The organism is Caulobacter sp. GW821-FHT09B11, from assembly GCF_059418205.1.
In genome coordinates this window covers 271,708-293,323 of the sequence record NZ_JBWKPK010000002.1, presented here as the reverse complement: position 1 = coordinate 293,323, position 21,616 = coordinate 271,708, and the positions used below count along the sequence as shown (strand labels likewise).

At 68.7% G+C, this 21,616-nt stretch carries 23 protein-coding genes, 1 tRNA gene and 1 pseudogene; 14 read left to right on the top strand and 11 right to left on the bottom strand.

Features of this window, described 5'->3' with window-relative positions; all coding sequences use genetic code 11:
- The 8 genes from AC07N1_RS02420 (at position 1) to pnp (ending at position 7,198) form a co-directional block, all read left to right on the top strand.
- Positions 1-77: transfer RNA gene (locus AC07N1_RS02420), tRNA-Met, on the top strand.
- Positions 78-148: 71 nt separating this feature from the next.
- Complete coding sequence (locus AC07N1_RS02415) at positions 149-607, top strand: MaoC family dehydratase (RefSeq protein ID WP_494670318.1); 459 nt, start codon at positions 149-151, stop codon at positions 605-607.
- A gap of 62 nt (positions 608-669) precedes the next feature.
- Complete coding sequence (locus tag AC07N1_RS02410; protein ID WP_494670317.1) at positions 670-2,058, top strand: serine hydrolase domain-containing protein; 1,389 nt, start codon at positions 670-672, stop codon at positions 2,056-2,058.
- Between the two features lie 17 nt (positions 2,059-2,075).
- The gene (locus tag AC07N1_RS02405; protein ID WP_494670316.1) at positions 2,076-2,873 is read left to right on the top strand and encodes a dienelactone hydrolase family protein; all 798 of its coding nucleotides are present in this window, start codon (positions 2,076-2,078) and stop codon (positions 2,871-2,873) included.
- 227 nt (positions 2,874-3,100) lie between these two features.
- On the top strand, positions 3,101-3,565 hold the full coding sequence (rbfA, locus tag AC07N1_RS02400; RefSeq protein WP_494670315.1) for a 30S ribosome-binding factor RbfA: 465 nt from the start codon (positions 3,101-3,103) through the stop codon (positions 3,563-3,565).
- 3 nt (positions 3,566-3,568) lie between these two features.
- Positions 3,569-4,501 carry a tRNA pseudouridine(55) synthase TruB gene (gene truB / locus AC07N1_RS02395; RefSeq protein ID WP_494670314.1) on the top strand — a complete coding sequence of 311 codons (933 nt, stop codon included), beginning with the start codon at positions 3,569-3,571 and terminating at the stop codon, positions 4,499-4,501.
- A gap of 14 nt (positions 4,502-4,515) precedes the next feature.
- On the top strand, positions 4,516-4,785 hold the full coding sequence (gene rpsO, locus AC07N1_RS02390; RefSeq protein WP_058348691.1) for a 30S ribosomal protein S15: 270 nt from the start codon (positions 4,516-4,518) through the stop codon (positions 4,783-4,785).
- A 262-nt stretch (positions 4,786-5,047) separates the two neighbouring features.
- Positions 5,048-7,198, top strand: a complete 2,151-nt coding sequence (gene pnp / locus AC07N1_RS02385; RefSeq protein ID WP_494670313.1) for a polyribonucleotide nucleotidyltransferase — start codon at positions 5,048-5,050, stop codon at positions 7,196-7,198.
- A 116-nt stretch (positions 7,199-7,314) separates the two neighbouring features.
- On the opposite strand, the gene AC07N1_RS02380 is transcribed toward pnp, so the two are convergent.
- Positions 7,315-7,986, bottom strand: coding sequence for a TorF family putative porin (locus AC07N1_RS02380; protein ID WP_494670312.1), 672 nt, complete (start codon positions 7,984-7,986; stop codon positions 7,315-7,317).
- A gap of 136 nt (positions 7,987-8,122) precedes the next feature.
- Between AC07N1_RS02380 and AC07N1_RS02375 the strand changes: the two genes are divergently transcribed.
- Entirely contained in the window at positions 8,123-9,751 is a 1,629-nt protein-coding gene (locus tag AC07N1_RS02375) for a sensor histidine kinase (protein ID WP_494670311.1), read from the top strand.
- On the opposite strand, the gene AC07N1_RS02370 is transcribed toward AC07N1_RS02375, so the two are convergent.
- Positions 9,748-10,344: a YqgE/AlgH family protein gene (locus AC07N1_RS02370; RefSeq protein WP_494670310.1), complete on the bottom strand. Its 597-nt coding sequence runs from the start codon at positions 10,342-10,344 to the stop codon at positions 9,748-9,750. The two genes, AC07N1_RS02375 and AC07N1_RS02370, sit on opposite strands and share 4 nt — an antisense overlap.
- Positions 10,345-10,452: 108 nt before the next feature.
- Here AC07N1_RS02370 and AC07N1_RS02365 point away from each other — a divergent pair, with 108 nt between their 5' ends.
- Positions 10,453-10,935: a peroxiredoxin gene (locus AC07N1_RS02365; protein WP_494670309.1), complete on the top strand. Its 483-nt coding sequence runs from the start codon at positions 10,453-10,455 to the stop codon at positions 10,933-10,935.
- 111 nt (positions 10,936-11,046) lie between these two features.
- Here AC07N1_RS02365 and AC07N1_RS02360 read toward each other — a convergent pair whose 3' ends face one another.
- Entirely contained in the window at positions 11,047-11,784 is a 738-nt protein-coding gene (locus AC07N1_RS02360; protein WP_494670308.1) for a M48 family metallopeptidase, read from the bottom strand.
- A gap of 112 nt (positions 11,785-11,896) precedes the next feature.
- Between AC07N1_RS02360 and AC07N1_RS02355 the strand changes: the two genes are divergently transcribed.
- Complete coding sequence (locus AC07N1_RS02355; RefSeq protein WP_494670307.1) at positions 11,897-12,841, top strand: Tle-like phospholipase domain-containing protein; 945 nt, start codon at positions 11,897-11,899, stop codon at positions 12,839-12,841.
- A gap of 44 nt (positions 12,842-12,885) precedes the next feature.
- On the opposite strand, the pseudogene AC07N1_RS02350 reads toward AC07N1_RS02355, so the two are convergent.
- From AC07N1_RS02350 to AC07N1_RS02340, 3 genes and pseudogenes are all read right to left on the bottom strand, one after another.
- A pseudogene (locus AC07N1_RS02350) lies at positions 12,886-12,979 on the bottom strand (hypothetical protein); the annotation flags it as partial.
- A gap of 28 nt (positions 12,980-13,007) precedes the next feature.
- Positions 13,008-14,273: a polyhydroxyalkanoate depolymerase gene (locus AC07N1_RS02345; RefSeq protein ID WP_494670306.1), complete on the bottom strand. Its 1,266-nt coding sequence runs from the start codon at positions 14,271-14,273 to the stop codon at positions 13,008-13,010.
- A gap of 197 nt (positions 14,274-14,470) precedes the next feature.
- Entirely contained in the window at positions 14,471-15,064 is a 594-nt protein-coding gene (locus tag AC07N1_RS02340) for an SCO family protein (RefSeq protein WP_494670305.1), read from the bottom strand.
- Positions 15,065-15,120: 56 nt separating this feature from the next.
- Between AC07N1_RS02340 and AC07N1_RS02335 the strand changes: the two genes are divergently transcribed.
- Both AC07N1_RS02335 and spdR read left to right on the top strand, forming a co-directional pair.
- Positions 15,121-16,524 (top strand): ActS/PrrB/RegB family redox-sensitive histidine kinase, encoded by a 1,404-nt coding sequence (locus AC07N1_RS02335; protein ID WP_494670304.1) that lies wholly within the window; start codon positions 15,121-15,123, stop codon positions 16,522-16,524.
- Between the two features lie 88 nt (positions 16,525-16,612).
- Positions 16,613-17,170 carry a stationary phase response regulator transcription factor SpdR gene (gene spdR, locus AC07N1_RS02330; RefSeq protein WP_110120159.1) on the top strand — a complete coding sequence of 186 codons (558 nt, stop codon included), beginning with the start codon at positions 16,613-16,615 and terminating at the stop codon, positions 17,168-17,170.
- A 173-nt stretch (positions 17,171-17,343) separates the two neighbouring features.
- Here the strand turns inward: spdR and AC07N1_RS02325 are convergent, their stop codons facing one another.
- The 3 genes from AC07N1_RS02325 to AC07N1_RS02315 form a co-directional block, all read right to left on the bottom strand.
- Positions 17,344-18,129 carry an SDR family oxidoreductase gene (locus tag AC07N1_RS02325; protein ID WP_494670303.1) on the bottom strand — a complete coding sequence of 262 codons (786 nt, stop codon included), beginning with the start codon at positions 18,127-18,129 and terminating at the stop codon, positions 17,344-17,346.
- A 255-nt stretch (positions 18,130-18,384) separates the two neighbouring features.
- Positions 18,385-18,672, bottom strand: coding sequence for a 4a-hydroxytetrahydrobiopterin dehydratase (locus AC07N1_RS02320; protein ID WP_494670302.1), 288 nt, complete (start codon positions 18,670-18,672; stop codon positions 18,385-18,387).
- A gap of 28 nt (positions 18,673-18,700) precedes the next feature.
- On the bottom strand, positions 18,701-19,345 hold the full coding sequence (locus AC07N1_RS02315; RefSeq protein WP_494670301.1) for an HAD-IA family hydrolase: 645 nt from the start codon (positions 19,343-19,345) through the stop codon (positions 18,701-18,703).
- A gap of 180 nt (positions 19,346-19,525) precedes the next feature.
- Here AC07N1_RS02315 and AC07N1_RS02310 point away from each other — a divergent pair, with 180 nt between their 5' ends.
- Entirely contained in the window at positions 19,526-20,161 is a 636-nt protein-coding gene (locus AC07N1_RS02310; RefSeq protein ID WP_494670300.1) for a hypothetical protein, read from the top strand.
- A 169-nt stretch (positions 20,162-20,330) separates the two neighbouring features.
- Here AC07N1_RS02310 and rsmD read toward each other — a convergent pair whose 3' ends face one another.
- Together rsmD and AC07N1_RS02300 are read right to left on the bottom strand one after the other, a co-directional pair.
- Entirely contained in the window at positions 20,331-20,894 is a 564-nt protein-coding gene (rsmD, locus tag AC07N1_RS02305; protein ID WP_494670299.1) for a 16S rRNA (guanine(966)-N(2))-methyltransferase RsmD, read from the bottom strand.
- Positions 20,894-21,559 (bottom strand): TMEM175 family protein, encoded by a 666-nt coding sequence (locus tag AC07N1_RS02300; protein ID WP_494670298.1) that lies wholly within the window; start codon positions 21,557-21,559, stop codon positions 20,894-20,896. The genes rsmD and AC07N1_RS02300 overlap by 1 nt, the downstream gene beginning before the upstream one ends.
- Positions 21,560-21,616 lie beyond the last annotated feature (57 nt).

Sequence of the window (21,616 nt, the reverse complement as noted above, 5' to 3'; positions counted from 1 at the left end):
CGCGGGGTGGAGCAGCCCGGTAGCTCGTCAGGCTCATAACCTGAAGGTCACAGGTTCAAATCCTGTCCCCGCACCCACTATTCTACGAAGCCCCCAGCATCTCGCCGGGGGCTTTCGTCGTTCTGGGCCTCGCTTCAGGATCCCGCGCATGACCGACCGCTATCTGGACGACCTGATCGTCGGCGAAACCTGGACCGGCGAGCCCTTCACGCTCTCTGAAGCGGAGGTCCTAGACTTCGCCCGCGCCTATGACCCCCAGCCGATGCACGTCGATCCCGAGGCGGCGGCCGCCGGCCGGTTCGGCGGCATCATCGCCAGCGGCTGGCACGTGGCCTCGCGGGTGATGCGCGAATATGTCGACACCGCCCCGTTCGGCGCGACGCCGATGCTGGGCATCCGCATCGACGAGCTGACCTGGCAAAAGCCCGTCCGTCCCGGCGACACGCTGACCGTGCGCCGCGAGATCGTCGAGGTGACCCGCTCGCGCTCCAAGCCCGACCGCGGCACGATCCGCACCTTCACGACGGTGGCCAACCAGCACGGCGAGACGGTGCTGACCTTCTTCAACCTGATCCAGATGCCGGCCCACGCGGGCGTGACCCTCTAGCCGCCCTTGCTTCCGGCGCCGACGCGGCCCCACTGTGCCGTCTCCAGTGCGAGGGGGCTTCGATGCGGCGACGGACGGTTCTGGCGGGCGGCATTGTCTTGGCCTTGGCCCTGGCGGCGCCCGCGCTCGCGGCGCCCCTCTCTCCCGACAAGACCCGCCAGATCGACGCCATCGCCCGCGAGGTGCTGGCCGCCACCGGCGCGCCGTCGGCCTCGGTCGCCATCGTCGAGGACGGCGAGCCGGCCTACGCCCAGGCCTATGGCCAGGCGCGGCTGTCGCCGGCCGTCCCCGCCACCACGACCACCCGCTACGGCATAGCCTCGGTCAGCAAGCAGTTCACCGCCGCGGCCGTGCTGCTGCTGGTCGAGGACGGCAAGGTCTCGCTCGACGACCCCGTGGGCAAGTACATCCCCGGCCTGACCGAGGGCGACAAGGTCACCCTGCGCCAGGTGCTGTCGCACACCGCCGGCTATCGCGATTACTGGCCGCAGGACTTCGTGTTCGAGGCCATGCGTTCGCCCACCACCTCGCAGAAGATCCTCGACGGCTGGGCGCGGATCCCGCTGGACTATCCGCCCGGGGAGCAGTGGCGCTATTCCAACACCGGCTTCGTCATCGCCGGCTTGGTCGTCGAGAAGGTGTCCGGTGAACCGCTGGTCGCGTTCCTGAAGCGCCGGATCTTCGATCCCCTGGGCATGACCGGCGTCACCGAGGACGACAGCAAGGCCCTGTCGGCGCCCGACGCCGGGCACTACACCCGCTATGGCCTGGGCTCCGTGGTCCTGGCCGACAAGGAGGCGCCGGGCTGGCTGTTCGGCGCGGCCGAACTGGCGATGTCGCCGTCCGACCTGGCGCGCTGGAACCGGGCGATGATCCGCCGCGAACTGCTGAAGCCCGCCTCGTGGGAGGCGATGACCACCTCTGTGGATCTCTCAAATGGCGTGCCGGCCGGCTACGGCCTCGGCGTTTCAGTCAAGGTGCGCGACGGGGTCACGTCGATCAGCCACGGCGGCATGCTGTCGGGCGTGCTGACCAGCAATACGGTCTGGCCCGAGGAAAAGCGGGCGGTGACCGTGATCGCCAACGCCGATTTCGGCGACCCGCAGACGGCCATCTCCCAGCGCGTCGCCTTCCTGCTGCGGCCCTCGACGGGTGCGACCGCGATGGCGCGCAGCCTGGTCGCCCAGTTGCAGGCCGGCCGGATCGACCCCGCCTTGCTCACCGACAACGGCCGCGCCTGGTTTACCCCCGCGCGGCTGGCCGACTTCGGTCGGAGTCTCGCGCCGCTGGGTCCGCTGCGCATGCTCGAGGGCCAGGGCGTCCAAGTGCGCGGCGGCATGACCTGGTACGGTTTCGACGCGGCGTTCGGGGCGCGGACCCTGTCGGTGTCGATGCGGCTGACGCCGGACGGCAAGGTCGAGCAGTTCCTGATCGGGCCCAAGGCGGGCTGAGCACGGAGGGGGAAGCGATGGCGGACGCGTTGGACGAGGCGGCGCTGGAAGGCTTTTCCCGGTTCGATTTCACTCATGAAGGCCGCACGCGCCCGGTCTGGCGCATGGGAACGGGGCCGGCGGTGATCGTCATCCACGAGATCCCCGGCCTGCATCCCGGCGTGCTGGACTTCGCCCGCGACGTCGCCGCCGGCGGCATGACCGTCTTCTGCCCCAGCCTGTTCGGCGAGCCTGGCAAGGGCGTGACCAAGCGCTATATCGACGCGACGACCTTCCGCCTGGCCTGCGTGCGGCGCGAGTTCGCCATCTGGCGCGGCGGCCGCTCCAGCCCGGTGGTCGACTGGCTGAAGGCCCTGGCGCGTCAGGTTCACGCCGAGTGCGGCGGCAAGGGCGTCGGGGCGGTGGGCATGTGCTTCACCGGCGGCTTCGCCCTGGCGATGATGACCGAGCCGGTCGTGGTGGCGCCGGTGCTGGCCGAGCCGTCGCTGCCGGTGCTCGACAAGGGCGGGCTGGACGCCTCGCCGGCCGAGATCGCCTGTGCGAAGGCGCGGTTCGAGGCCGAGGACCTGTCGCTGATCGCCCTGCGCTATCGCAGCGACCGCCACGTGCGCGACGCCCGCTTCGAGCGGTTGAAGGCCGAGTTCGGCGAGCGGGCCGAACTGATCGAGCTGGAGGACGCCGACGCCAACGCCTACCGGGTGATCCCGCCGCATTCGGTGCTGACCCTGCATCTGGATCGCGACCGGCCGGACGGGGCGGGCATGCAGGCCGCGCGGCGGGTGGTCGAGTTCTTCCGGGAACGGACGGGGGCTTAGCACGCGCTGCGCGCGACCCCCTCCGGCCCTCCGGGCCACCTCCCCCAAAGGGGGAGGATCTGGTCCACGCGGCGTAGATGCTCCCCCTCTGGGGGAGCTGTCGCGAAGCGACTGAGGGGGTGTTCTCTGGACTTTTCCACTTTACGCGCCTAGACACCGCGCCTTCGATTTTCCCCCGCGCTACCGGCGTTCGATCCGCCGGCCGGGCTGCAAAGGCTATCCGCGCCATGAAGCGCCATTCCGAGAAAACCAAGAGCGGGCCGGTGGGTCCCTCGCAACGCCAGCTCCGCGCCGGCGAGCTGATCCGCCACGCCCTGGTCGACATCCTCCGCGAGGAGGAACTGCAGGACGAGGCCCTGACCGGCGTCTCCGTCACCGTTTCCGAAGTGCGGATGAGCCCAGACCTCAGGCACGCCGTCTGCTTCGTCGAACCGCTGGGCGCGGGCCTGGCCGACCAGGGCGCGAGCCAGAACGTCGACGAGATCATCAAGGGCCTGAACCGCGTCGCCAAGTTCCTGCGCGGGCGCCTGGGCCGGTCGATCGACATGAAGTTCACGCCCGACCTGAAGTTCCTCCACGACGAGAGCTTCGGCACGGCCGCCTACATGGACAAGCTGTTCCTCGATCCGCGCGTGCGCCAGGACACCGAGCGCCGCCTGTCCGACGTGCTCGACGAAGAAGACGAGAACTGATCCATGGCGCGCCGCAAGAAGGGTGACGCCGTCTCCGGCTGGGTGTGCCTGGACAAGCCCTACGACCTGACGTCGACCAGCGCCGTTTCCCGCGTGCGCCGGGCGTTCAACGCCCAGAAGGCCGGCCACGCCGGCACGCTGGACCCGCTGGCCACCGGCATCCTGCCGCTGGCCCTGGGCGAAGCGACCAAGACCGTTCCGTTCCTGATGGACGCCGACAAGGCCTATCGCTTCACCATCGAGTGGGGCCGCAACACCACCACCCTCGACCGCGAGGGCGAGACCACGGCCTCGTCGGACGTGCGGCCCTCGGCGGAGGCCGTCGAGGCGGCGCTTCCAGCCTTTGTCGGCGAGGTGGACCAGATCCCGCCGAACTACTCGGCCATCAAGGTCGACGGCGAGCGGGCCTACGATCTGGCCCGCGACGGGGTGGAGTTCGAGCTCCAGACCCGCAAGGTGACCATCCACGCCCTGCGCCTGCTGTCTGTTCCCGACGCCGACCATGTCGAGCTGGAGATGGAATGCGGCAAGGGCACCTATGTGCGCGCCGTGGTCCGGGATCTGGCGGCCGCGCTCGGAGCCTGTGGACATGTCAGCCAGCTTCGCCGAACGCGGGTGGGCCAGTTCGCCGAGGAATCGGCGATAAGCCTGGAAAGTCTCGAGAATTTGAGCTATGAGGCGCGCCTGTCGGAGGCATTGCTTCCGGTCGAGACCGCGCTGGACGACATCCCGGCGTTGGCCGTGACCGATGAAGACGCCTTCCGGCTTGCGCAAGGACGCGCCATCGTTCTGCTACCCAGGCAGGTGGAACAGCTGAAAGCCGAGCTCACGCCCGGCGATCGCACCGTTTCCGCCATGTCCGGAGAGCGCCTGGTGGCCTTGTGCGAGATGCGCGCCGGAAAGCTCAATCCGGTGCGGGTCTTCCAACTCACCTGAGCGGAGACAACCCGATGTCGATCACTGCCGAGCGCAAGAGCGCTCTTATCGCCGAACACGCTCGCACCGAGGGTGACACCGGCAGCGCTGAAGTCCAGGTCGCGATCCTCTCGGAGCGCATCTCGAACCTGACCGAGCACTTCAAGACCCACAAGAAGGACAACCACAGCCGTCGTGGCCTGCTGAAGCTGGTTTCCCAGCGTCGCCGTCTCCTCGACCACCTGAAGAAGTCCGACGAAGGCCGTTACGCGGCTCTCATCGAGAAGCTGGGTCTGCGCCGCTAAGGCGCATTTCCGCCGCCTTACTCCGGTAGGGCGGCGGAACGCTTTTTAGGGCCAGCCGTCTCGAGACAGGCCGAGACGGAGGGTCCGAGGGTTTCGCTCCAGGTGGAGCGGCGCCCCGTACGTGCGGGGGTTCACGTCCTCAAACCCCGCCTGTCGCATTAGGATGAGGATCATCGGGTCGGCCCCCAAAGCTCTTCGAGCAGGCCGTCCGCCCCTGTCCACCCCCGACGGGAATCCGCCCGCGGGAATCGAAAGAAGAAAAATGTTCGATATCAAACGCAAGACGATCGAGTGGGGCGGCAAGACGCTGGTCCTCGAAACCGGTCGCATCGCCCGTCAAGCCGACGGCGCCGTTCTGGCCACCATGGGCGAAACCGTCGTCCTGGCCACCGCCGTGTTCGCCAAGAAGGCGAAGCCCGGCCAAGATTTCTTCCCGCTGACGGTCAACTACCAGGAAAAGACCTTCGCGGCCGGCAAGATCCCCGGCGGCTTCTTCAAGCGCGAAGGCCGTCCGTCGGAAAAGGAAACCCTGGTTTCCCGCCTGATCGACCGTCCGATCCGTCCGCTGTTCGTCAAGGGCTTCAAGAACGAAGTCCAGGTCGTCGTCACCGTGCTGCAGCACGACCTCGAGAACGATCCCGACATCCTGGGCCTGGTGGCCGCCTCGGCCGCCCTGGTCCTGTCGGGCGCCCCGTTCATGGGCCCGATCGGCGCCGCCCGCGTCGGTTATGTTGACGGCGCGTACGTGCTGAACCCGACGCTCGACGAGCTGAAGGAAAGCAAGATGGACCTCGTCGTGGCCGGCACCGCCGAAGCCGTGATGATGGTCGAGTCGGAAATCCAGGAACTCTCGGAAGAGATCGTCCTGGGCGGCGTCAACTTCGCCCACAAGGAAATGCAGACGGTGATCGACGCGATCATCGAGCTGGCCGAACACGCCGCCAAGGAGCCGTTCGACTTCCAACCGGAAGACACCGACGCCCTGAAGGCCGAAGTGAAGAAGGCCGTGGGTCAGGACCTGGCCGACGCCTACAAGATCCAGGCCAAGGGCGACCGCGTCGCCGCCCTGGGCGCCGCCAAGGCCAAGGCCATCGAGACCTTCGCCAAGAGCGACACCAACCCGGCCGGCATCGATCCGCTGAAGCTGGTCTCGGTGTTCAAGGAACTGGAAGCGGACATCGTCCGTCGCTCGATCCTCGACACCGGCATCCGCATCGACGGCCGCACCGTCGACAAGGTCCGTCCGATCCTGGGCGAAGTCGGCATCCTGCCGCGCACCCACGGCTCGGCCCTGTTCACCCGCGGCGAGACCCAGGCGATCGTGGTCGCCACCCTGGGCACCGGCGACGACGAGCAGTTCATCGACGCCCTGGAAGGCACCTACAAGGAATCCTTCCTGCTGCACTACAACTTCCCTCCCTACAGCGTCGGTGAAACCGGCCGCATGGGCAGCCCGGGCCGCCGCGAAATCGGCCACGGCAAGCTGGCCTGGCGCGCCCTGCGCCCGATGCTGCCGAGCAAGGAAGACTTCCCCTACACCATCCGCCTGGTCTCCGAGATCACCGAGTCGAACGGCTCGTCCTCGATGGCCACTGTCTGCGGTTCGTCGCTGGCCATGATGGACGCCGGCGTTCCGCTGGTCCGTCCGGTCTCGGGCATCGCCATGGGCCTGATCCTCGAAAAGGACGGCTTCGCCGTTCTGTCCGACATCCTCGGCGACGAAGATCACCTGGGCGACATGGACTTCAAGGTGGCCGGCACCAGCGAGGGCCTGACCTCGCTGCAGATGGACATCAAGATCGCCGGCATCACGCCCGCGATCATGGAGCAGGCCCTGGCGCAAGCCAAGGGCGGCCGCGAGCACATCCTCGGCGAAATGAACAAGGCCATGGACGCGCCGCGCGAGGAAGTCGGCGACTTCGCTCCGAAGATCGAGACCATCACCATCCCGACCGACAAGATCCGCGAAGTGATCGGCACCGGCGGCAAGGTGATCCGCGAGATCGTCGCCACCACCGGCGCCAAGGTCGACATCAACGACGAAGGCACCGTGAAGGTCTCGGCCTCGGACGGCGCCAAGATCAAGGCCGCCATCGACTGGATCAAGTCGATCACCCAGGAAGCTGAAGTCGGCGCGATCTATGACGGCAAGGTCGTCAAGGTCGTCGATTTCGGCGCTTTCGTGAACTTCTTCGGCGCCAAGGACGGCCTCGTCCACGTCAGCCAGATCAGCAACGAACGCGTCGCCAAGCCGTCGGACGTGCTGAAGGAAGGCCAGATCGTGAAGGTGAAGCTCCTGGGCTTCGACGATCGCGGCAAGACCAAGCTGTCGATGAAGGTCGTCGACCAGACGACGGGTGAAGACCTGTCGAAGAAGGCCGAAGTCTCGCCGGAAGACGCCGTCAACACCTGACGCCGGCTTTCAGGCCAGGCCTGAAAAAGCAGCGGGCGGCTCCGAAAGGGGCCGCCCGTTTTGCGTTTGGGGGTCTGTCTTCTCCCTCCCCCATCGAGGGGGAAGTGAGCTTTTCGTCAGAACCCTGCCGTCACCGAGGCCACCACCGTGTCGGGGGTGCGGTCGCTGCCGATATAGGCCAGGCCCAGGTCCACGGCCTTGATCTTGCGGGTGACGCCCAGCGACCAGTCCCACTTGCCGTCGGGGGCGAAGGCGCCGTCCTCGTAGCCGAGCTGGGCGGCGATGGTCACGGGGGCCTTGGGCGAGGTCCAGGCGGCGCGGACATAGCCGTAGCGGTTGTCCATCCCGCCCAGGGCGTCCTGCTCGGGCGACCAGGCCAAGCCCAGGCCGTAGGTCCAGTCGCCGAAGGCGCGGCTCGCCGAGACCGGCAGCTCCCAGTAGTCGACGTCCTGGCCGCCGGGATAGCCGTAGCGGGCGGCCGAAACGTCGAAGGTCGTGCCGCCGGCAGTGAAGGTGTAGCCCAGGGCGACGTCGAGCTCGGTGGTCGCGCCGCCGTAGTCGTCGATGGTCGAGCCCCAGACCCAGCCGTAGAGGCCATTGGCGGCCGTGGCGGTCAGGCCGCCCTGCAGGGCCGGCTGCTCGTCGGAGAAGGTCGCGCCCCGGAACCGGTAGTCCGACACCACGCCGATCTTGCCGCTGATCGTGACCGCGGGCTCGGCCGCGTTCTGGGCCAAGACGGGCGAGGCGAGGGCGGCGGCCAGGGCCGCCCCGGCGAGGAAGGTGCGCATCGGGAACTCCGGATCTTGCCGATCCAGTGGACCGCCAGTCGTGACCAGGGTCCTTACGGTTTTCGAAAAACGATGTCTTGCGGCCATCGGTCGCAGTTAACGAAGCGCTAGCGAGGCGGCCTTTAGGCGAAGAGGCGTGTTGCGCCCTCCGACCTCTCCCGAAGCCCGCCGATTGCAGGCGATCCATTGGATCGTCGGGTCGGCCGTCGTGCTGGTGGCGGCCTCGATCCTCGGCGGTCTGGCCCTGATGCTGCTCGCCGCGCGGTCGCTCGATCATATGGAGACCCTGGACGAGCGGGCGCTGGTCGAGCGCACCGTCCGCCGCACCCTCGACCGCATGACGCGGGAGGTGACCTCGGCCACCGTCTGGGACGATGCCTACGAGGCCATGACCGGCGAGGTCGACGCCGCCTGGGCCGACGTCAATTACGGCGACTACTACCATCGCTACTTCAGCCACGACCTGAGTTTCGCCGTCCGCGACGGCGGGGTGGTCTACGCCTCCATCGCGGGCAAGCGCGTGTCGGCCGACCGCGTCGAGGCGCTGCGGAGTGACGCCGGCGACATCGTCGAGACGGTGACCGCGAGCGCCCGCTCCGCCCACCGGGCGGGGCGCGCCGATCTGGAGGGCGTCTCGACCGCGTCCGGCCTCGTGCGGTCGGCCGACGCGCTCTATCTGGTGGTGGCCAGCGACGTGATCGCGGAGCATGCCGCAGTGATGGCCAGGCGGCCCGGCGCGCCGGTCGTGGTGGTCTCGGCGCGGCGGATCGGCGCCGGCTTCGTCGCGGGCATGCGCGGCGACCTCGGCGTCGAGGGGCTGAGCCTGGTGACGGACGACGAGGCGGCGGAGCCCTATGTGGCGCTGCAGGATCGCCAGGGACGGCGGATCGGCGCCCTGGCCTGGCCGGCCCGAGATCCGGGGATGTCGCTCCTGCTGCGCGCCGCGCCCTGGGCGGGCCTGGTTTTCCTGCTGCTGGTCGGAGCCAGCGTCGTGCTCTTCGCGTGGCTGTCCCAGGTGTTGGCCAATCTCGCCCGCAAGCGGCAGGCGCTGGTCGAGGCCAAGGAACAGGCCGAGGCCGCCAACCTGGCCAAGAGCCAGTTCCTGGCCAATATGAGCCACGAGATCCGCACGCCGCTGAACGGCGTGCTGGGCATGACCCAGATCATGGCCGCCGGCGAGCTGCCGCCGGTCCAGCGCGAGCGTCTGGCGATCGCCGAGGAGTCGGCCCGGGCCCTGCTGGCGCTATTGAACAACGTGCTCGAAATGACCCGCCTGGAAGCCGGCGCCGTCGGGCTGCGCGAGGAGGTCTTCGATATCGAGGCCCTGGTGGACGCCAGTTGCGCGATCTTTTCGGGCGCGGCGGCGAGCCGCCGGATCGAGCTGTCCTGGACTGTCGACGAAGACTGCCGCGGCGCCTGGACCGGCGATCCGATGCGGTTGCGCCAGGTGCTGGGCAACCTCGTCGCCAACGCCGTGAAGTTCACCGAGGTCGGCGCGGTGCGGGTCGTGGTTTCCGAAGGGGCCCGGGGGCTGGTCTTCGCGGTCGCCGACACCGGCGTCGGCGTGGCGGCCGAGCACTTGCCGCGCCTGTTCGAGACCTTCTCCCAGGTCGACGGCTCGGCCACCCGCTCGCATGGCGGGTCGGGGCTGGGGCTGTCGATCTGCCGCGAACTGGTCGAGCTGATGGGCGGGGTCATCGCGGTCGAGAGCACGCCGGGCGTCGGATCGACCTTCCGCTTCGAGATTCCGGTGCGGCGGGCCTAGGCCCGGCCGGCCTGGGCCGACAGGTGGTCGGCGGTGACGCCGATCTTGGCCAGGGCTCTGGTCCACTTGCTGTCGTGGTCGTCGTCGAACAGCAGGCCCTCGTCGGCGTCGCAGATGAGCCAGACGTTGTCGCGCAGCTCCTGCTCCAGCTGGCCGGCGCCCCAGCCCGAATAGCCCAGGGCCAGGATCGCCCGGCGGGGGCGGTGGATGCGGCTGCCCAGGGCGTCCAGCGCGTCGCGGGTGACGGTCAGGGCCAGGCCGTCGGCGATCGGCGAGGTCGACTCCGGCGAGGCGTAGTCGTCGGTATGCAGCACGAAGCCGCGCTCGCGCTCCACCGGTCCGCCCAGCATCACCAGGTCGCTGGGCGCGCGAACCTCGGGGTCGATGCCCAGCTTGCCCAGCAGTTCGTAGACCGTCAGGCCTTCGACCGGGCGGTTCACCGCCAGGCCCATGGCCTGTTCGTCGTCGTGCGAGCACAGATAGACCACGGCGCGTTCGAAGCGCGGGTCCTCGATGCCGGGCATGGCCACCAGGACCCGTCCGGTCAGGAATTGGCCCTCGCCGTCGAGGGGATCGGTCTCGGGAGCGTCCATCTGTTGAGGATCGGCACACAACGCGTCGGTTTCAAGTCAAACCGCGTTATTGGCGAACCGATCCGGACGCTTTATCTCCGGAGCGCCCTTTCAGCACAGGATGACACCATGGCGATCAAGGTTGGCGACACGCTTCCGGCGGCCACGTTCATGACCAGCTCGGCCGAAGGCCCCAAGCCGGTCACCTCCGACGACCTCTTCAAGGGCAAGACCGTCGCCCTGTTCGCCGTCCCCGGCGCGTTCACCCCGACCTGCTCGGCCAAGCACCTGCCGGGCTTCAAGGAGAAGGCCGCCGAACTGAAGGCCAAGGGCGTCGATACGATCGCCTGCGTCTCGGTCAACGACGTCTTCGTGATGAAGGCCTGGGGCGCCGATCAGGGCATCTCCGACGAGGTGCTGCTGCTGGCCGATGGCAACGGCGACTTCACCCGCGCCCTGGGCCTGGACTTCGATGGTTCGAAGTTCGGCATGGGCGTGCGCTCGCAGCGCTACTCGCTGGTCGCCAAGGACGGCGTCGTCGAGACGCTGAACGTCGAAGAGGCCGGTGAATTCAAGGTCTCGTCGGCCGACTACCTGCTGGGCCAGCTGTAAGGCTCAGGCCCGCCCTCGTCCTTCGACAGGCTCAGGATGAGGGCTACTGATAGGCCGAGACAGTCGAGAACCTCATCCTGAGCTTGTCGAAGGACGAGGTTCTCGCACTCTCTAGGCCGAGATCGCGTGCAGCTGCGCCGCATGCGCCCGCAGCCACGCCCGGTGCGGCGCGGGATCGCCGATCAGGGTCTCGCACAGCGCCCAGAAGCGCGGGCCGTGATTGGCCTCGATCAGGTGGGCGCATTCGTGGGCGACGACGTAGTCGGCCACCGCCGCCGGCGCCAGCACGAGCCGCCAGCTGTAGCGGATCGCCGCCGGCGCGCCCGGACGGGCCGGCCGGCACGAGCCCCAGCGGGCCTTGGGATCGGCCACCGCCACCGACGGCATCGGCCGTCCTAGGCGCCCGGCGTGATGGGCCGTCCGCTCGGTCAGCTTTTCCAGCGCCTCGCGTTTCACCAGCCGCAGGATCTTCAGGCCCCAGTTGGCGTCGTCGGGGGCGATCAGGGCGTTGTCCGTGATCCGCGCCCGGCCGGGCGCGACCTCCAGCCGATAGGGCTTGCCCCAGATCTTCAGCACGCCGCCGGGCTCGATCACCTGGCGGCCGGGCAGGGCGGCCAGCTGCAGGCTCATCCAGCCGGCCTTCTCGTGGGCGAAGGCCACGGCCTCGGTCAGGCGGCGCGCGGTGGGGGCGATGGCGACGATCTCGGACTTGGCCCGGTCGACCCGCAGCGACACCCGCCGCGCGCGGCCGTCCACCTTAAGCCGCAGGGCGCAGCCTTCCACCTCCAGCCGGTCGCCGTCGGCGAAGCGTTTCGGGGCGGCTTTCGGCTGCGGGCGGAAGAGGTTCATCGTCCCTTAGATCGCGCCCGCCGCCGTTCGGCGCAAGAGGCGGCGTTGACCGCGCCCGGTATGAAATCTACCTTGGCGATAACAATGTTATTTCTCAATTGAGGGGTGCGGCGTGGCGGTGCTGTTGAAAGTTCCGGCGCGCGCCGATCGCAGCGCCGCCCTGGCCGCGGCGATCCGCGATCACGTGAGGTCGGGCGCGCCCTTCGGAGCGGGGCACGCCGTGCTGGCGGCCCTGAGCGCCTGGGTCTACCGCGCCTTCCACAAGCCTTCGACCGAGGCCACCGCCCCGTCGTGGATCGACAAGCTGGGCCTGGTCGCGCCGATCGGGCCGGCCAATGACAAGCCCAGCGGCTACGACGCCTTCTGCTTCTACGCCCCGGGACCGGCCGAGCTGGTGGTCGTCAACCGCGGCACCGACAGCGAACTGGACTGGCTGCTGAACTTCAAGTCGGCCGTGCTGCAGGATACCCGCAGCGTCAACGCGGCCCTGGCCTACGCCCTGGCGGCCCATGCGGCCCTGGTCGCCAAAGGCCTGCCGGTGGCCCGGGCGACCTTCACCGGCCATTCGCTGGGCGGAGCCATGGCCGAGGCCCAGGCGGCGCTGTTCCGCCAGGCCGCGAACCTGCCGGCGAGTTTTCCGATCACCGCCACGGGCTTCGCCTCGGCCCCCTTCGCCGACGCCATCCGGGCGGTGGCGGTCGCGCGCGGCGCGGCGGTGGACGCCCAGGCCATCGCCGCCAGCCGCCACTACATCCGGCCCAACGACCCGATCCGCCTGACCGACATTTCCGGGACGCGCCTGGCGGCGGTGATCGGCGAGGACCTCAATCTCTACGCCGTGGTCAGGCAGAGCAACGGCCCGCCCAAGACCTCGTTCGACACCTTCTCGCTGATCGGCATGCCGATCGCCCACGACTCGTTCCTCTATCACCAGTTCTGGGACCGGAACGGCGCCTTCCACATCGTCAGGCACATGAAGGGCGCCTTCAACCTGTGGGACGGCGCAGCGCCCGAGCGCATCGCCCTGGGCCGCACCCTGCCTTCGGCCTTCGCCTGAAGACCTGGGTCTAGGTCGGATCGACATTCAGGCGCGGTGCGTAGTCCTCGTCCTTCGACAAGCTCAGGATGAGGACCATTGTACAGACTCGGGCCTGAGAAAAACCTCATCCTGAGCCTGTCGAAGGACGAGGTTTTCGTCTCAAACGCCGAATGTCGATACGACCTCAGGCCTTCTTGCCGCCGAAGTTGGGGTCGCTGCGCAGGATGAAGTCGCGGACCTTGGGATAGATCTCCTCGCGGAACCGGCGGCCGTTGAACACCCCGTAGTGGCCGACGCCAGGCTGGACGTAGTCTTCCTTCAGCTCGGCGGGGATGTTGACGCACAGGTCGTGGGCGGCCTGGGTCTGGCCGATGCCGGAGATGTCGTCCTTCTCGCCCTCGACCGTCATCAGGCCGATGTCGGTGATCGCCGCGGTGTTCACGTGGCGGCCGCGATGCATCAGCTCGCCCTTGGGCAGCAGGTGGCGCTGGAAGACGATGTCGATGGTCTGGAGGTAGAATTCCTCGGTCAGGTCCAGCACCGACAGGTACTCGTCATAGAACTCCAGATGCTTGTCGGCGCTGTCGCCGTCGCCGTCGACCAGGCTGTGGAAGTAGCGCTGGTGGGCTTCCTGGTGCTTGTCGGCGTTCATGCTCATGAAGCTGGCCAGCTGCACGAAGCCCGGATAGACGCGCCGGCCCATGCCCGGATAGGGCGTGGGCACGGTGTAGATCATGTTCGACTGGAACCAGGTGAAGGGCTTTTCCTCCGCCAGGTTGTTGGTCACGGTCGGCGACAGGCGCGCGTCGATCGGTGATCCCATGAAGGTCATGCTGGCCGGACGCGACGGGTCTTTGTCCTCGGCCATCAGGGCGGCGGCGGCCAGCACCGGCGGTCCGGGCTGGCAGACGGCCAGCACGTTGGGGCGCGGCCCCAGCACCCGCAGCATGTCGCGGATGTGGTCGATATAGTCGTGGAAGTCGAAGCGGCCCTGCAGGACCGAGACCTCGCGGGCGTTCTGCCAGTCGACGATGAACACCGCGTGGTCGGGCAGGAAGGCCTCGACCGTGCCGCGCAGCAGCGTGGCATAGTGACCCGAAAGCGGGGCGACGATCAGCACGGCGGGGTCCAGCTCGAAGCGGCCGGCGCGGCGCATGTCGGACATGTCGCGGTCGAACTGGATCAGCCGGGCCCACGGGCTCTGCCAGACGACGGTCGGGCGCACGCGCACGTCGACGTCGTTGATCTTGACGCTGTCGACGCGCCAGTCGGGCTTGCCGTAGCGGCGGGTGACGTTGGAGAACAGGTCGGCGCCGGCATAGAGCCGCCGGCCAAGCTCGGTGTTGGCGGCCGGGTTCAGCGGCGAGCCCCAGAAGTCCCGGGCCGCGCGGGCGGCCAGGCGCAGCGGGGTCGAGGCGTAGAAGCTCGCTTCGTGCAGGGCGTACAGCATGCCGTCTCCAGCGATTGTGCAATGCAGCATAACACGCTGGCGGTTAAGAAGGTACAGCCCTGAGGTGACCTAGCGGCATTGCGCCGCAAAAATGGGCGAACCTCCTCCGTGGGGGAGGCGGCCGAAGGACGGAGGGGGACGTTCTCAGCTTCCGAGGCGTCGGCGGGGTTTTCCCCACCCCCCAGAGGGGCGATTGACTACCGCCCCTCCATCGCCGCCTTCAGCTGGCGGGCGATCTCTTCGGGCGGCAGGCTGTAGGCGATGACGCGGTCGAAGCGGCCCTTGGGATCGATGACGTAGATCGCCGTCGAGTGGTCGACGCTGTAGTCGGGGCCGTCGCCGACCTTCTTGTAGTAGCCGCGATAGGTCTTCACCGCCGCGTCCACCTGGGCCGGCGAGCCGGTCAGGCCGACGATGTTCCTGGGCAGGTAGCCGGCGGTCAGGTAGGTCTTCATCACCGCGGGCGTGTCGCGCTGCGGATCCACCGACACCATGACGATCTGCAGGTCCTTGGCCTTGGGGCCCAGCTGGTCGCTGGCGGTCGCCAGGGCCTGCAAGGTGCCGGGGCAGACGTCGGGGCAGTAGGTGAAGCCGAAGAACAGGGCGCTCCACTTGCCCTTGAGCACCTTCTCGTCGACCGGGCGGCCGTCATAGTCGACCAGCTGGAACGGTCCGCCCACCGCCGAGGGCGGCGGCGGGGGCGAAAAGACGCCGCTGCGGAAGATCAGCGCGCCGGCCACGATCACCCCCACCACGCACACGGCCAGGACCATCAGGCGGTTGCGGTTCATGGGTACGCGTCCTTTGGGGCTCGCCAGATCGAAATTTCTGGCCTTAATGTGGCGGCATGGCCGACGCTTCGTTCAGGGACGCGCCGAAGAAAACATCCCACGACGGGCTCGATAGGCCCGACGGCGGAGCGGCGCAAGACAGCGACGACTGGTCGTGGGCGGGCCCTGGTCTGCGCCGCGGCCGCCTTCGGGTGCGCACCCTGCTGGCCCAGCGCTGGCTGACCGTGGCGGGCCAGTCGGTGACGGTGCTGTTCTGCGGCCTCGTTCTCGATGTCCAGGTTCCCTACGCCCTGTGCTTCTCGCTGATCGCGCTTTCGGCCTGGCTGAACGTGCTGATCGGCCTGGCCTCGACCGGCCAGCGGATGGCGCGGGACGTCGAGGCCACCGCTCAGATCGCCTTCGACATCCTGCAGCTGGGCGGCATGCTCTATCTGACCGGCGGGGCGAGCAATCCCTTTTCCCTGCTGCTGATCGCGCCCGTCACCCTGGCGGCCGCGACCCTGCCGGCGCGCTACGCCCTGGGCCTGGGCGTGCTGGCGGTCGTGGTCAGCATCGTCCTGGCCTTCCTCTACCTGCCCCTGCCGGTGGCGGCGGGCGCGCCGCCGGCGATCCGCCCCACCGGAACCCTGCTGGCCGCCATCGTCACGGCCCGCATCCTCGGCATCATCGTCACCGGCCTCTACGCCTGGCAGGCGGCGACCGAATCGGCCCGCATGGAGCTGGCCCTCAACGTCACCGAGACCGTGCTGGCCCGGGAGCAGAGGCTGTCGGCCCTGGGCGCCCTGGCGGCCGCGGCGGCGCACGAACTGGGCACGCCCCTGGCCACCATCTCGGTCGTCGCCCGCGAGATGGCCAGGGGCGCCCCCGACGAGCAGACCCGCGAGGACGCCGAACTCTTGATCGGCCAGGCCGCCCGCTGCCGCGAGATCCTGCAGCGCCTGACCGAGATGCCCGAGGCCCAGGACGCCGTGCACGAGCGCATGAGCCTGACCCAGCTGGTGCACGAGATCATCGAGCCGCACATGATCCACGGCGTGCGGGTCGAGGCGGTGGTCAACGGTCCTTCCGGCGAGGCCGCGCCCGACGTCTGGCGACGGGCCGAGGTGATTCACGCCCTGACCTCGATCGTCGAGAACGCCGTCGACTTCGCCCGTTCGGAGGTGATCGTCGTCGCCCGCTTCGACGCCCGCTCGATCCTGATCGAGGTTCGCGACGACGGTCCGGGTTTTTCTCCGGAAGTGCTGGCCAAACTAGGCGAACCTTACGTAACGTCACGTCCTGGGGCGGAAGGCTCTCGGACCGGCCATATCGGCATGGGCCTGGGCTTCTTCATCGCCAAGACCCTGTTGGAACGAACCGGGGCGGCGGTGGATTTCAGAAATGGACGACGAGGCGGTGCGGTCGTGGCCGCACGGTGGCCGCGTCCGGCGATGGAGGCTCCTGGCTTCATCGGCGTTTGAAGACGAAAGACTTGCGAAGTTTTGCAAGTCGTACACATGATGGTGCACGACACCCGGTTGAGTATTGGCGCGGGGAGGCGCTGAGTTCATGGCGGATATCGGTGAACTGGTCGCGGCGCTGCCGGACAAGTCCCTGCTTCTGCTCGACGACGATGCGCCGCTGAGAACGCGGCTCGGTCGAGCTTTGGAACAACGCGGCTTCGAGGTGACGCTTTGCGCCTCGGTGGCCGAGGCGATGAGCACGCTGAAGAGCAATGCCCCGGCCCATGCGGTGCTGGACATGCGGCTCGAGGACGGCTCGGGCCTGAAGGTGGTCGAGGCCGTGCGCGACGCCCGCGCCGACGCCAAGGTCATCATGCTGACCGGCTACGGCAACATCGCCACCGCGGTGGCGGCGGTGAAGGCCGGGGTGGTCGACTATCTCTCCAAGCCGGCCGACGCCGACGACGTGGCCCGCGCCCTGCTGGCCGCCAAGGACGCTGCCCCCGCCCCGCCGGAAAACCCGATGAGCGCCGACCGCGTGCGGTGGGAGCACATCCAGCGGGTCTACGAGATGTGCGGCCACAACGTCTCCGAGACGGCCCGCCGCCTCAACATGCACCGCCGCACCCTGCAGCGGATCCTGGCGAAGCGAGCTCCGCGGTAACCCCCTCTCCCCTTGCGGGAGAGGGTGGCCTCCCGAAGGGAGGTCGGGTGAGGGGTTGCACGAACAGAAACGCCGCGAAAGCCGATCAGCTTTCGCGGCGTTTTGCGTCTGAGAGACCCCTCATCCGTCGGCTTCGCCGACACCTTCTCCCGCAAGGGGAGAAGGATCGGGGCTCACATCGCCGAGATCCCGCCGTCGAGCTTCAGCTCGGCGCCGGTCATGAACTTGCTCTCGTCGCTGGCCAGGTAGAGCACGGCGTTGGCGATGTCGTCGGGCTCGCCGATGTGGCCCAGCGGGATCTGCCGGCCGAGCTTGGCGTGGGCCTCCTCCTTGCCGATGCGCTGGCTCAGCGGATCGAGGATCGGCGTGTCGATGAAGGTCGGGTGGATCGAGTTCGAGCGGATGTCGAGCCCCTGCTTGGCGCAGTAGAGGGCGATGTTCTTGGACAGCAGCCAGACCCCGGCCTTGGAGGCGTTGTAGGCCGGCGAGTTGTGGTTGGCGATCAGGCCGGCGATCGAGCTGATGTTGACGATCGAGCCCGGCTGGTGGGCGCGCATGTGGGTCAGGGCGTGCTTGGCCCCCAGGAAGACGCTGTCGACATTGATCGACATGATCTTCTTCCAGAGGTCGAACTCCATCTGCTCCAGCGGCTTGTCGCCGGCCACCCCGGCGTTGTTGACCAGCACGGAGATCCCGCCGAGGTCGGCGGCCGCGGCTTCCAGCGCCGCGATCCACTGGTCTTCCTGGGTGACGTCCAGGGCGTAGGCGAAGGCCGTGCCGGCGCCGTGGGCGGCGTTGATCTCGGCCGCCACGGCCTTGGCGCCGTCGACATTGATGTCGGCCAGGGCGACCTTGGCGCCCTCCGAGGCCAGCTTGCGCGCCGCCGCCGCGCCCAGGCCCTGGGCCGCGCCGGTGATGAAGGCCTTCTTGCCGGCGACCCGGCCCATGGTCTGCGCCATTCGGCGTCCTCCCTGAAATTCAAACGATAGTTTGAACTGGATGCGGGGGGAGGGGAAGGGGTGTTCGCTGTCGGCTCTTTACTCCCGTCATTCCCGCCCTTGTGGCGGGAACCCCTGGGTCCGCTGACACGTGAAGCGCCAGCGGATCGCCGGCGATCCGCCCCACCTGCACCTGCGGCTGACAGAGGGTTTCCCGCCACAAGGGCGGGAATGACGGGCGTTTAGGGGTGTAGGGCCTGCGGCCCAGCCGCCCCTCTACCCAGCTATGCCATCCATGAACTTCGCCAGCTGCACGTCGCGCTCGCTGACGCCGTCGGCGTCGTGGGTGGTCAGGGTCACCTCGACGCGGTTGTAGACATTGAACCATTCGGGGTGATGGTCGCGCTTGTCGGCCTCGATGGCCACGCGGGTCATGAAGCCGAAGGCGGCGTTGAAGTCGGCGAACCTGTAGGTCTTCTCGATGGCGTCCTTGCCGTCGGCGGCGGTCCAGCCTTCGAGCTGGGCGAGGGCGGCGGCGGCGCCGATCTTGGCGGGGCGGGTCATGCGGGTGGCTCCGAAAACGTCAGCCTCTTCAGAACGCCAATCCGGTCGCCGCCGCAAGCTCGGCAAGGGCCTGCTCCTCGCTCGTCACCTTGATGGCGGTCATGCCCAGGGCGGCGGCCGGCTTGCAGTTGACCCCCAGGTCGTCGAGGTAGACGCAGGCCTCCGGCGCGACATCCAGCAGCTCGCACATCATCAGATAGATGCGCGGATCGGGCTTGCGCACCCCGGCCTTGGAGCTCTCGATCAGGGCGTCGAACAGCGACAGGATCTCGGTGACGGCCGCGGCCTTTTCCGGCGAGGCCGCCATGCCCGTCCCGTGGCCGGCGCCGGGCACGTTGTTGGTGATGCAGCCGACCTTGAAGCGGTCCTTGCAGGCTTTCAGCGCCGCCACCATCCCCGGCCTCACCTCGACCGACAGCAATGGCAGCACGTCGGCGCCCGGCACGGCGTGGCCCAGGCGCGTCGACTCCTCCAGGAACAGGGTGTCGAAGGCGGCCGCGTCGATCTCGGCCCGCTCGAACCGCGCCCAGGCGTTGGTGTCGGGATCGACGGCGTTGACCCCGCGCAGGAAGTCGGTCGGCAGGTCGTTGCGCGCCTCGTAGCGGCGGAAGGCCTCGAAGGGCGAGGTGGTGAACACCCCGCCGAAATCCCAGATCACCGCCTCGATCGCCATGACGCCCGCCTTCGAACGATTGTTTGAATGTGATCCTAGGCGAGGACGGGCGACGGGAAAAGCCGCCTTCGATCCCGCCTTCGTTCCCCCTGTGATCAACGGCCAAGCTCGCGCCGAGCGCGAAAGGGGGCGCGCGCCTCGCCCGGGTCTGATTTATTAACGGGCCTGGAGTGTTCCCCCATGCGCCATGCTTTCCGCTTCGCCCCGCTGCTGATCGTCGCCGGCCTCGCCTTGGCCGCGCCGGCCCTGGCCCATGACCGCGGCCTGGCCGGCGGTCCGCCCGACCGTTCGAACCTGTCGGTCGATCCGCAGATCCTGCCGCCCGACACCCGGCCCGGCGAATGCGTCGCCCGCCGCGTCACCGGTCCCGGCGGGGCCTATCGCTGGGAGCGGGTGGAGTGCGACGACGGCGAGCGCGGCTGGAGCGATTTCGACCGCTGGAGCTACGGCCGTCCGCCGCTGCGGGTGGAGGACCACGCCGCCCTGCCGCCGCCCCCTCCGCCGCCGGAATACGCGCCCGACCGCTACAGCCGCCGCCATGACGACGCCGGTTATCAGGACGGGGGCTATCGGGAAGGCGGCTATCACGGCGACGTCGGCCGCCAGGAAACCTATCGCGGCGGCTCGGCCTATTCGCGCACCGAGGAGACCTACGAGTCCAGCCGCGAACGCTACGACAGCGCCGCCAGCGGCTATGCCGAGGCCGGGCCAGCTTCCGGCTACGGCTATGCGGCGGCCTATGGATCCTACGGCGAATACCAGTCTGCCGGGCGCGACGCGTACGGCTACCTCGTCTGGCCGGGCAAGCGGCCTTAGAGCCGCTACCTCAAACTCCCGTCATTCCCGCCCTTGTGGCGGGAAACCCTGGGTCCGCTCGCAGGTGAAGCGCCAGCGGATCGCCAGCGATCCGCCCCTCCTGCCCTTGCGGCTGACAGAGGGGTTCCCGCCACAAGGGCGGGAATGACGGGAGAAGGGGCAGGGCGCTCTACAGCAGCCTCAAAAACAGCACCCGCGCCGCGCCGTAGTCGCGGGCGTCCAGGGTCTCGAACCCTTCCAGCACAGGATCGGGCTCGCCCACCCCGCGCTCGAACACCACGATCGCGCCGGGGGCCAGCCAGCCGCCGGCCACCAGTTCGGTCAGGGCCTTTTCACCCAGGCCCTTGGCGTAGGGCGGATCCAGGAAGGCGATGTCGAAGGCCGCTCCCGCGCTGGCCGGGCGGGCGCCCAGGTCGGTGGCGTCGCGGCGATGCACGCGGGTCTGGCCAAACAGGCCGAAGGCGTCGATGTTCTGGCGGATGGCCCCGCGCGCGGCCTCGCTGGTCTCGACGAACAGGCAGTTCACCGCCCCGCGCGAAAGGGCCTCCAGGCCCAGGGCGCCCGAGCCGGCGAAGACGTCGATCACCCGCGCGCCGTGCAGTTCCGGCGCCCAGGCGGCGTGCTCCAGGATGTTGAACACGGCCTGGCGGGCGCGGTCTGAGGTCGGTCGGGTGGCGTCGCCCGGCGGGGTGGCGATGGCCTTGCCGCGGAACTGGCCGGAGACGATGCGCATCAGGCCGAGGCCTCTTCGGGCTGGTCGATCGGTTCGGCCGGCGCGCCCTGCTCGGCCTGCCGGCGCATGTAGCGGCCGCCGGCGATGAAGGCGGCCAGCGCCAGGGCCAGCAGCACCAGGCCCCAGGTGTTGTTCAGGGTGAAGAAGATCAGGCCGCACATCAGGCCGGGGGCGATGGCCACCCGCGCCAGGGTGAACAGGGCCTCGCCCCGGTGCACCGGGCCGGTCAGCTCGCCAGCGAAGGCCGCATAGCCCCAGAGGGCCGCCAGGGCGAAGCCGATCGCCGTGACCAGGCCCAGATAGACGATGGCGGCCGCGCCGCCGTGCTCCCACAGCAGTTCGGTGACCAGGGGCAGCAGGCCGATCAGGCCCAGGACGACCAGGTTGAGCACGTCGAGCACGCCGTTGGCCGTCTGCAGCCGGGCGAAGATCCGCCGATGGCTGATCCAGTAGACGCCGATCACCGCGAAGCTGACCGCATAGGCCCACAGCTTGTGGCCCATCTGGCCGAACAGGTCGGCGATGCTGGTCCAGTGCTCGGGCGGATGGATCTCGATGGCCAGCAGGGTGATGGCGATCGCGAACACCGCGTCCGAGAACAGCACCAGCCGGTGCAGGTGGGGGGCGCTGCCCTCGTGTCCGCCCGCGTTCGCCGCCTTGCTCATGAAACCCCCGTGGGCGATCGCCCCACAAACACTGGGGCCAAATACCGGGGGATGTGT